At 71.1% G+C, this 6,997-nt stretch carries 6 protein-coding genes; 5 read left to right on the top strand and 1 reads right to left on the bottom strand.

Annotated elements, in window-relative coordinates; genetic code table 11:
* Nucleotides 1-50: 50 nt before the first annotated feature.
* Nucleotides 51-1,712: a hypothetical protein gene (locus tag ACFCZ1_RS24130; RefSeq protein WP_376680347.1), complete on the bottom strand. Its 1,662-nt coding sequence runs from the start codon at nucleotides 1,710-1,712 to the stop codon at nucleotides 51-53.
* A 205-nt stretch (nucleotides 1,713-1,917) separates the two neighbouring features.
* Between ACFCZ1_RS24130 and ACFCZ1_RS24125 the strand changes: the two genes are divergently transcribed.
* The 5 genes from ACFCZ1_RS24125 (at nucleotide 1,918) to ACFCZ1_RS24105 (ending at nucleotide 6,955) form a co-directional block, all read left to right on the top strand.
* The gene (locus tag ACFCZ1_RS24125) at nucleotides 1,918-2,310 is read left to right on the top strand and encodes an MmcQ/YjbR family DNA-binding protein (RefSeq protein WP_376680346.1); all 393 of its coding nucleotides are present in this window, start codon (nucleotides 1,918-1,920) and stop codon (nucleotides 2,308-2,310) included.
* Between the two features lie 93 nt (nucleotides 2,311-2,403).
* Complete coding sequence (locus tag ACFCZ1_RS24120) at nucleotides 2,404-3,534, top strand: CaiB/BaiF CoA transferase family protein (RefSeq protein WP_376680345.1); 1,131 nt, start codon at nucleotides 2,404-2,406, stop codon at nucleotides 3,532-3,534.
* Nucleotides 3,534-4,559, top strand: a complete 1,026-nt coding sequence (locus ACFCZ1_RS24115) for an LLM class F420-dependent oxidoreductase (RefSeq protein ID WP_376680344.1) — start codon at nucleotides 3,534-3,536, stop codon at nucleotides 4,557-4,559. Before ACFCZ1_RS24120 ends, ACFCZ1_RS24115 begins: the two co-directional genes overlap by 1 nt.
* Before the next feature lie 9 nt (nucleotides 4,560-4,568).
* Nucleotides 4,569-5,711 carry an acyl-CoA dehydrogenase family protein gene (locus ACFCZ1_RS24110; RefSeq protein ID WP_376680343.1) on the top strand — a complete coding sequence of 381 codons (1,143 nt, stop codon included), beginning with the start codon at nucleotides 4,569-4,571 and terminating at the stop codon, nucleotides 5,709-5,711.
* Between the two features lie 29 nt (nucleotides 5,712-5,740).
* On the top strand, nucleotides 5,741-6,955 hold the full coding sequence (locus ACFCZ1_RS24105) for an acetyl-CoA C-acetyltransferase (protein WP_376680342.1): 1,215 nt from the start codon (nucleotides 5,741-5,743) through the stop codon (nucleotides 6,953-6,955).
* Nucleotides 6,956-6,997: the final 42 nt, after the last annotated feature.

The following is a 6,997-nucleotide window of genomic DNA, read 5'->3' as shown; positions in this document are numbered from 1 at the left end:
GGCCCGCAGGGGCCGGTCCCGGGGCGCCGTGTCGGGCACCTGCCGCCGGGTCAGTTCTTGGCGTAGAAGCCGAAGGTGTCGACGATCAGGTCGGTGGACTGGTAGCCCATGTTCCAGAAGTCGATGATGTTGTTGTCTCCGGAGCTCCCCTGGACCAGGTTGGGGACGGTCTTGCCCGGGGTCCAGTTGAGGTTGGAGGAGTTCGGCGGGGTCGGCCAGCGCTCCCAGCCGCCCTCGTAGGCGCTCCAGGAGTTCGGGTCCGGGGAGACGGTGAGGAAGCCGGTGCCCGCGGTGTTGGTGACGGTGGCGTTGAGGACGAGAGCGGTGACGTTCGGGTCGCCGCCGCCGACGCGCCCGTAGATGTAGCCGCGGCCCTCCAGCGGACCGTCCCACTCGCGGGTGTCGAACCAGCGGTCGGGGAAGGAGCGGATGAGCGCGCTCGGGCTCTCGGGGCTGTAGTAGCCGACGACATCGACCACCACATGGGTGCCGGCCCAGGCACCGTTGCGGATGCTGATCTTGCCGTCCGGACCGATCGGGACGATCACCGAGTTGGCGATGGTCTGGCCCGCCGTGAAGTTCAGGTTCGACGCGTTCGGCGCCTGGCTGCCGGAGGGGTAGACGATCAGGTGCCCGTCCGAGTTCGGCTCGGTGACGGTCACGTTGAGCGCGACGGCCTTCGCGGTCGACGGGACGCCCGCGCGCCCGGTGATCTGGGTGCTGAAGGTGCCGGAGCCCGAGACCTTGCCCTGGCTCGTGCCGAGGCCCTCACGGGTGTCGACGACGCGGCTCGGGGCGACCGAGGTGTAGCCGCTGGCCGCGCTCTTGGAGAAGTAGCCCGTGACGTCGGCGATGACGTCGATGGCCCCGTCGCCGTGGTTGTAGATGTCCACGTAGCCGTTGTCGCCGACCGACGCGAGCACCAGGTTCGGGACGGTCTGCCCCGGGGCGTAGTTGACGTTCGAGGTGGTGGGCAGGTCGCCGCCCTCCGCGTACACCCGGACGTGTCCGGCCTTGGTGGGGTTGGTGACGGTGACGTTGAGGGCCACCGCGGTCACCCCGGCCGGGATCTGCGCGGCGCCGGCGACCTTGACGCGGGCGGTGCCGTAGGCGGGCACCTTGGTCGCGGCCCCGCCGGTGCGGGTGTCGAGCAGACGGGTGGGGGCGTGCGGGGTGAACTCGTTGCCCGCGGTGCGGACGGCGATCTCGTTCGTGCCCCGGAGGGTGGTGCCCTCGAAGAGGCTGACCTTGACGGTGTAGACACCGGCATGGGCGTAGCTGTGGTCCAGCGTCTGCGCGGTCGGGTAGGCCGGCGTCGACGACGTCTGGTCGTCGCCCCACTCGATGACCGCACTGATCGAGGCGTTCGGGTCGGTGGTGAACGTCATGTCCAGCTTGATCGCGTGGGCGCTGGTGGCCCCGGCCTTGAGGGCGACCGTCGGCTCGACGGCGGCCGTGCCCTCGCTCTGCGGAGCGGCCTGCTTGCTGCCCTTGGCGGCCGGGTGGACCGTCTTGGACGCCGGGCTGGAGAAGGTCTCGGCGCCGTACGCCTTGGCCTTGGCCTCGGTCAGGTCGAGGTCGGGAACGGAGACCCCCTGGCTGCCCGCCCCCTTGGCCCCGTCCGGGCCCGTCGCGTTGGCGACACCCGGGACGAGACCGACGCCGGCCGCGACGATGGCGGCGGCGGAAAGTATGAGTCGGCGATTGCGCACCGGCCCCCCCATTTTCTGTTGACACTTGAACAGGTTCGAAAGCTTGCTCAGAGTACACAGACAACCGGGCGGATGATCAGAGATTTCCATGGCTGGAAACTGCGCTTCGCCGGCGCGTGCGGCGCCCCGCCCGCCTGGTGTGGTCATGCCCCGAATGTCCCGCCGGGCTCCGCTAGCGTGTGGAGACGACCGACTGGAGGCGCTGATGGAGTCCGCAGTGCGCACGTGGGAGGCGGTGCGGGAGTTCGCCCTCGGGCTTCCGGAGGCCGTGGAGGACCATCCGTGGGGTCCGGAGGACTGCGTGATGAAGGTCAACAAGAAGATCTTCGTCTTTCTGGGGAACGCCGACGGACCGCAGCCGCCCGGCCTGTCCGTCAAGCTCAAGGACGAGGCGCTGCACGGGCACGCGATGGCCGCGCCCGGCGCGCAGCCCACCGGATACGGCCTCGGCCGGTCCGGGTGGGTCTCCGTTCCGCTGGGCGGGAAGGGGGCGCCCTCCGCGCAGGTGCTGTGCGAGTGGGTGGAGGAGAGCTACCGCACCGTCGCCCTCAAGCGGCACGTCAGGGAGCTGGACGCCCGGATCCAGGCAAATGGCTAAGCGCTTGCTCTTGTGCTGAGTGGAACGCGTTCCTAGCATCGCTGGTGTTACATCAGTTGTGTCACACCGTGCGGCTAGGGAGCTGGGGGCTCGATGGCAGTGACAGGTAACGGCCCGCTCGCGGGAGTGCGCGTCGTCGAGCTGGCGGGCATCGGCCCCGGCCCGTTCGCCGCCATGCTCCTGGCCGACCTGGGAGCGGACGTCGTACGGGTGGACCGGCCCGGCGGTGGCGGGCTCGCGGTCGACCCCGCCTACGACGTCACCAACCGGGGCAAGCGCTCCGTCCTGGTCGACCTCAAGTCTGCCGACGGCCCGGCCCGCGTCCTCGACCTGGCCGAGCGGGCCGACGTCCTCATCGAGGGCTTCCGCCCCGGCGTCGCCGAGCGTCTCGGCGTCGGCCCGGCCGAATGCCACGCCCGCAACCCCAAGCTGGTCTACGGCCGGATGACCGGCTGGGGCCAGGAAGGCCCGCTCGCCCACACCGCCGGGCACGACATCGCGTACATCGCCGTCACCGGGGCCCTGGGCATGATCGGCAACCCGGGCGAGCCCCCGGCCGTGCCCGCCAACCTGGTCGGCGACTACGCCGGCGGCTCGCTGTACCTCGTGATCGGTGTCCTCGCCGCGCTCCAGCACGCCCGTACGCCCGATGGCGCGGGCCAGGTCGTGGACGCGGCCATCGTCGACGGGACCGCCCACCTCACCGCCATGATCCACGGGATGATGGCGGCCGGCGGCTGGCAGGACCGGCGCGGGGCCAACCTCCTCGACGGCGGCTGCCCCTTCTACGGCACCTACGAGACCTCCGACGGCCAGTACATGGCGGTCGGCGCACTGGAGCAGCAGTTCTACGACACCTTCACCGGGCTCCTCGGCATCGGCGAGCAGGCTCAGGCCCGTAAGGACCCCGCCCGCTGGAGCGAACTGCGCGAGACCGTCGCCGCACGCTTCAAGTCCCGTACGCGCGAGGAGTGGACGGAGGTCTTCGCGGGCAGCGACGCCTGCGTGGCGCCCGTGCTCTCGCTGCGCGAGGCCCCGCACCACCCGCACCTCGCGGCCCGATCCACCTTCACCGACTTCGGCGGGATCGTGCAGCCCGCCCCCGCGCCGCGCTTCTCGGCGACCCCGGCCGCCGTCACCGGCGGCCCCGCCCTGCCCGGGGCGGACACCGAAACCGTGGCCCGCGACTGGGACGTACCGGGCCTGACCGGGAAGGGTGCCTGATGGAACTGTCGATGATGCTCGACTACGCGGGCGATCCGCGCCGGGCCGCCGACGAGGCGGCGGCGCTGGAGTCGGCCGGGCTCGACGCCGTGTGGGTCGCCGAGGCGTGGGGGTTCGACTCCCCGACGATCATGGGCTACCTCGCCGCCCGCACCGAGCGGATGAAGATCGGCTCGGCGATCCTCAACGTCTACTCGCGCACCCCCGGCCTCATCGCCCAGACGGCCGCGGGCCTCGACGCGGTCTCCGGAGGCCGGGCGCTGCTCGGCCTCGGGGCCTCCGGCCCGCAGGTCGTGGAGGGCTGGCACGGCAAGCCGTACGACAAGCCGCTCGGCCGGACCCGGGAGACGGTCGAGCTGTGCCGCCGCATCTGGCGCCGCGAGACGATCGACCACCACGGCATCACCGACATGCCGCTGCCGCCCGAGAAGGGCGGCCGGCACGGCAAGCCGCTGAAGATCCTCACCCGGCCGGTGCGTGACGCCGTCCCCGTCTACATCGCCTCGCTCGGCCCGGCCAACGTCCGCCTGACCGCCGAGATCGCCGACGGCTGGCTGCCCACGCTCTTCATCCCGGAGAAGGCCCGGGCGGTCTGGGGCGCGCCCCTCGCGGAGGGTGCGGCCAAGAGGGCGCCGGAGCTCGGCCCGCTGCGGACCGTGGCGGGCGGCCTGCTCGCGATCGGCGAGGACGCGGCCGCCGTACGGGACCTGGCGCGCCCGCAGATCGCCCTGTACGTCGGCGGCATGGGCGCGGTCGGCAAGAACTTCTACAACGACCTCGCCGTGGCCTACGGCTACGAGCGGGAAGCCAGGAAGATCCAGGAGCTGTACCTCTCCGGGCGCAAGCGCGACGCCGCGGCCGCCGTCCCGGACGAGTTCTGCGAGCTGATGACGCTGTGCGGGCCCGAGGGCTACGTGCGCGAGCGTGTCGAGGCCTTCCGCGAGGCGGGCGTCACCATGCTCAACATCACGCCCGTCGGTCCCGAGCCGGCCCGGCTGGTCGAAACCGTCAAGAACTGGCTTTAAGGAGCCCTGATGCAACGCCGGATCTTCGACGCCGACCACGAGGCGTTCCGCGAGACCGTCCGCACCTTCCTCACCAAGGAGGTGCTGCCGTACTACGAACAGTGGGAGAAGGACGGCATCGTCAGCCGCGAGGCCTGGCGTGCCGCCGGCCGGCAGGGGCTGCTGGGCATGGCCGTCCCGGAGGAGTACGGGGGCGGCGGGAACACCGACTTCCGCTACGCGGCCGTGATCGCCGAGGAGTTCACCAGGGCCGGCGCCCCCGGGCTCGCGATCGGCCTGCACAACGACATCATCGGGCCGTACCTGACCTCGCTGGCCACCGAGGAGCAGAAGCGCCGCTGGCTGCCGGGATTCTGTTCCGGGGAGACCATCACCGCCATCGCGATGACCGAGCCGGGCGCGGGCTCCGACCTCCAGGGGATCCGCACCACCGCGGAGGACCGCGGCGACCACTGGGTGCTCAACGGGTCCAAGACCTTCATCTCCAACGGCATCCTCGCCGACCTGGTCATCGTGGTCGCCAAGACCACCCCGGAGGGCGGCGCGCACGGCCTGTCGCTGCTGGTCGTCGAGCGCGGTGCGGAGGGCTTCGAGCGCGGCCGCAACCTCGACAAGATCGGCCAGAAGGCGCAGGACACCGCCGAGCTGTTCTTCCACGACGTCCGCGTCCCCAAGGAGAACCTGCTCGGCGAGCTGAACGGCGCCTTCGTCCATCTGATGACCAACCTCGCGCAGGAGCGGATGGGCATCGCGATGGCCGGCATCGCGGCCGCCGAGTACCTGCTGGAGATCACCACCCAGTACGTCAAGGAGCGCGAGGCCTTCGGCCGGCCGCTGTCCAAGCTCCAGCACATCCGGTTCGAGATAGCGGAGATGGCCACCGAGTGCGCCGTCACCCGCACGTTCCTCGACCGCTGCATCACCGACCACGCGAACGGCGAGCTGGACCACGTACACGCCTCGATGGCCAAGTGGTGGGCGACCGAGCTGCAGAAGCGCGTCGCCGACCGCTGCCTGCAACTCCACGGCGGATACGGATACATGACCGAATACCGGGTCGCGCGGGCCTTCACCGACGGCCGCATCCAGACCATCTACGGCGGTACGACCGAGATCATGAAAGAGATCATCGGCCGCTCCCTCCTCGGCTAACGCCCAGACCTCCCCGAAAGGCTTGACCAGTGAGCACCGAAGCTTACGTATACGACGCGATCCGCACCCCGCGCGGCCGCGGCAAGGCCAACGGCGCCCTGCACGGCACCAAGCCGATCGACCTGGTGGTCGGCCTCATCCACGCGCTGCGTGAGCGCAACCCGGGGCTGGACCCCGCCACCATCGACGACATCGTGCTCGGCGTCGTCGGCCCGGTCGGCGACCAGGGCTCCGACATCGCCCGGATCGCGGCCATCGCGGCCGGCCTTCCGGACACCGTCGCCGGTGTGCAGGAGAACCGCTTCTGTGCCTCCGGCCTGGAAGCCGTCAACCTGGCCGCCGCCAAGGTCCGCTCCGGCTGGGAGGACCTGGTCCTCGCGGGCGGCGTGGAGTCCATGTCCCGCGTCCCGATGGCCTCCGACGGCGGCGCCTGGTTCAACGACCCGATGACCAACTGGGACGTCAACTTCGTCCCCCAGGGCATCGGCGCCGACCTGATCGCCACCATCGAGGGGTTCTCGCGGCGCGACGTCGACGAGTACGCCGCCCTCTCCCAGGAGCGCGCCGCCGCCGCCATCAAGGACGGCCGCTTCGCCAAGTCCGTCGTCCCGGTCACCGACCGCAACGGCCTGCTCGTCCTGGACCACGACGAGTTCGTCCGTCCGGGCACCACCGCCGACACCCTGGCCAAGCTGAAGCCGTCCTTCGCGGACATCGGCGAGCTCGGCGGCTTCGACGCGGTGGCGCTCCAGAAGTACCACTGGATCGAGAAGATCGACCACGTCCACCACGCGGGCAACTCCTCCGGCATCGTCGACGGCGCCTCCCTCGTCGCGATCGGCTCCCGCGAGGCGGGCGAGCGGAACGGCCTCACCCCGCGCGCCCGGATCGTCTCGGCGGCCGTCTCCGGCTCCGAGCCCACCATCATGCTCACCGGCCCCGCCCCCGCCACCCGCAAGGCGCTGGCCAAGGCCGGCCTGACCATCGACGACATCGACCTGATCGAGATCAACGAGGCCTTCGCGGGCGTCGTCCTGCGCTTCGTCAAGGACATGGGCGTCTCCCTCGACAAGGTCAACGTCAACGGCGGCGCCATCGCGCTCGGCCACCCGCTCGGCGCCACCGGCGCGATGATCCTCGGCACGATCGTCGACGAGCTGGAGCGCCAGGACAAGCGCTACGGGCTCGTCACCCTCTGCGTCGGCGGCGGCATGGGCGTCGCCACCGTCGTCGAGCGGCTCTGAACCGTCCTGCATCCCCGCCCCCCGGACCTTCCGACACGAAAG

The sequence above is a fragment of the Streptomyces sp. NPDC056224 genome (assembly GCF_042267665.1).
In the GTDB taxonomy this organism is placed as follows: domain Bacteria; phylum Actinomycetota; class Actinomycetes; order Streptomycetales; family Streptomycetaceae; genus Streptomyces.
This window is presented reverse-complemented; position numbering and strand designations above follow the sequence as displayed.